Genomic DNA, 1,630 nt, shown 5'->3' on the forward strand with positions numbered 1-1,630 from the left:
AATCCTACTCCCGCAACCACTTGGGTCGAACAAAGTACCGAACAAGCCGCCGCAAGGCGGCTTTGTTCATTCTGGGCCATCCGGTGCCAAAAGACCGACCGCTTCGGAGGGCTGGGCCAGAACGAAAGCTACGGCGAAACCGGCGAGCGCAAGCCCACCGGTGACCAAGAGTGTTGTGCGCCCTAGCATCAGGTGTCGAATGGCTGCGCGGTGCCCGCGCGGTAGTACACCGTACCGACCCCAGCCTCTCCCCCAAATGCAATGACGTCGTAACGGGCGGACGGATCGTCGCCCATACCAGGGGAGCCCATTGGCGTGCCGGGAACAGCAAGCCCTGTGATGCCAGGCCGATCCTTCAACACGGCTTCCAGTGCTTCGAACGGCACATGGCCTTCAAAGACATAACCATCGGCTTCAATAGTGTGACAAGAGGCGAGGTTCAGCGGGATACCCCGCGCTGACTTCTGTGCCTCGGGGTCTGTCAGTTCCTCAACGGTGACGGCGTAGCCACGTGCGCGAGCCAAGTCGGCCCATGCGTGACAACATCCGCAATCTGGTGAGGTGAGCACGTGCATTGGGGTGTTTGCACGGACGGGAAGAGCGGTCGCGATGAGAGCAGTTGCAGATAGTGTGGTGAAGTGACGACGTGTGATCATGTCTGTCGGTCCTTTGATGTGAAATTTGAACGGATTGCGGGCGAGAACCCGTAGCCATTCAGGCTTTCGGAGGACCGGTGGGGACGCCCAGTGCGAGGCCCGCAAAATTGGCTCCAGCGTGCGTCACACCGCCCGCTGAAATCACCAATGGAGCGATCGGCGAAATCCCCGCCGTGGCGACAAGATCACCAAAACAGGATGCTGAACCCATGCCGCTGGTGGTGTCGCAACAATCCGCAACAACCTTCTCGGCATTAGCCAACGGATCGTCGTCCGCCATTTGAGCATGATGACCAGAATGATCCGATCCATGGGTCAAGCCATGCTTCACCGACGCAGCGGATACGCCAGAGAATGCAACAACAAGAAGTATCGACAGGACCAGGCGAAACATACCAAATACCTAATTGGGGTATGTGGTTTTGACAAGTTTCGAGGATGTGTCGCCATATACATCCTAGTTGCACTCATTGTGGGTGCGCCACATCTCTGGATCATGCCCGTCCGGAACAGTGGAACATAGATCACCTGAAATTCCGGTAAGACTGATTATTGACTGTTTTTCGCATTAGTTAGCAACAGCAAGGTCAGCAGGTTGGCATTTAGCCCAGGATTTTGCCAGTGATGAAAGTGTACGAACTTTCTACCAGATCGATGACGACATCCAGCTCTTCTGGTGTGGTTGGAGTATAGATCATGACAAAGCCGCTCCATCCGGGGCGTTGATCGGCCCAAGGGTGTGCTACGGCCCAGCCGGCCTCAATTGCCCGCAGCGCCATTGCCGGGTGCAGCGAAGCGTGCAAGCTGCCATCAGGATGCATATGCGCAAACTCAAACCCACCAACGATAGAGCTCGGTTGGGACAACAACATGTCGGGATCAAGCTGAAAACCAATTGCGCCAGGAAGCGATATGCGTGTCGGGCCAAGTGTGACCCCTGGGAATTGCGCAACTCGCTCCAGCAATAGCTGGGC

At 56.6% G+C, this 1,630-nt stretch carries 4 protein-coding genes; 1 reads left to right on the forward strand and 3 read right to left on the reverse strand.

Going from position 1 to position 1,630, the window contains the following annotated elements; genetic code table 11:
* On the forward strand, positions 1-186 hold a 186-nt coding region (locus AC2FJF_RS24305; RefSeq protein ID WP_496727558.1), incomplete at its 5' end, for a hypothetical protein.
* A gap of 2 nt (positions 187-188) precedes the next feature.
* On the opposite strand, the gene AC2FJF_RS24310 is transcribed toward AC2FJF_RS24305, so the two are convergent.
* The 3 genes from AC2FJF_RS24310 to AC2FJF_RS24320 all read right to left on the reverse strand — a co-directional run.
* Positions 189-656 (reverse strand): DUF411 domain-containing protein, encoded by a 468-nt coding sequence (locus AC2FJF_RS24310; RefSeq protein ID WP_496727559.1) that lies wholly within the window; start codon positions 654-656, stop codon positions 189-191.
* A gap of 58 nt (positions 657-714) precedes the next feature.
* Positions 715-1,050 carry a hypothetical protein gene (locus tag AC2FJF_RS24315; RefSeq protein ID WP_496727560.1) on the reverse strand — a complete coding sequence of 112 codons (336 nt, stop codon included), beginning with the start codon at positions 1,048-1,050 and terminating at the stop codon, positions 715-717.
* Positions 1,051-1,258: 208 nt separating this feature from the next.
* A partial coding sequence (locus AC2FJF_RS24320) for a luciferase domain-containing protein (RefSeq protein ID WP_496727561.1) occupies positions 1,259-1,630 on the reverse strand: 372 nt, incomplete at its 5' end.

The sequence above is a fragment of the Ruegeria sp. CDSB013 genome, assembly GCF_059611165.1.